The sequence below is a fragment of the Paraburkholderia sediminicola genome (genome assembly GCF_046026895.1).
Taxonomy (GTDB): Bacteria; Pseudomonadota; Gammaproteobacteria; order Burkholderiales; family Burkholderiaceae; genus Paraburkholderia; species Paraburkholderia sediminicola_C.
This window is the reverse complement of sequence record NZ_JAQQEU010000235.1, coordinates 1-1,091: the sequence shown is the minus strand read 5'-3', so window position 1 is coordinate 1,091 and position 1,091 is coordinate 1. Positions and strand designations below refer to the sequence as shown.

Here is a 1,091-nt window from a genome sequence, read left to right as displayed (position 1 = left end):
TGTGCTGGTGCCTTCCATGCCGGAGAACACCGGGCAGTGGCGCAACTCGACGCGCTCGTCGCAGCTCAGCAGGAACATCACCTCGTGCGAGACTGAATGGTCATCGCGATGCACCGCGGCGATCGCACCGCAATACTGGCCACGGCCGATATGACTGACCCACGGCAGCGTGCCGTTAATCAGATACCCGCCTGGCGTAGGCGTGGCGCGGAACATCATCGGCTCGATCCCTGAGAACGCTTTCATCGGGTTCGACAGCGCGGTGCCGCCGAACGTCTGGCCGCGGGCATGCGCGTCGAGCCGCGCGCCGCCCAGATACGGGTTGCCGGACTGCTCCATGTACAACCCGCAGACATCGTGGGCCCACATCAGGAACCCGGTCGAGCCACATGCGCGGCTCGCTTCCTGCATCGCGGCGAGCGACAGTCCGAAGCGCGCGCCGTAATGGTCGAGGTGAACGCCGAGAGCGCCGGCCGCCCCCAGTTCTGCCATGATGTCAAGCGGGTAGGCCCCTTCGCCGTCGATCCGCGGCGCGGCCGCCGCGAGCGGGCCGCGAGCGATCGCGGCCACCCGTTCCAGCACCGTTTCGTCACACCAGGTGTCGTCGCTGGACTCTTCTGCTACCAATGCGTGTTGCATGTTGGTTTTCCTTCGGGTACCCGGGGCAGCCGCTACGCGCGGCGCGCACTAGCGAAGCGGCGCTTCAGTCGGCGAGCGTAACGGTCATGGGAATCGGATTGCGCATCGAGTTTGCAACCGGCGAGAAGTAATTAGCCCGACTAACAATATCGTCAAGCTCGTCGCGCGTCGCATCGCCTTCGATCACAATTCTCACGCGGATCGCCTGGAAACCCATCTGCGCGGAGTCCATGTCGGCGCCACCTGCTCCCCATGCAGCGGGGTTGCCGATATCCGCTTCGAGGAACACCTCGAGCTTCGACAGCTTGACCTGCTTCCACGTCGCGACGGCTGTGATGCCCACCGCGAGGCAGCCGCCGAGGCCGGACAGCACGATCTCGCCCGGCGCGGGCGCGGTGTCTTCGCCGAACAGATGCAGCGGTTCATCGACTACGACGGGCGTATGGTTGCCA

2 protein-coding genes are annotated in these 1,091 nt (G+C 65.4%); both read right to left on the bottom strand.

Going from position 1 to position 1,091, the window contains the following annotated elements; genetic code table 11:
* Nucleotides 1-639, bottom strand: a 639-nt coding sequence (locus tag PQR02_RS40500) for an acyl-CoA dehydrogenase family protein (protein WP_408243398.1), incomplete at its 3' end; no start/stop codon positions are given.
* 64 nt (nucleotides 640-703) lie between these two features.
* A partial coding sequence (locus PQR02_RS40495; RefSeq protein WP_408243397.1) for an OsmC family protein occupies nucleotides 704-1,091 on the bottom strand: 388 nt, incomplete at its 5' end.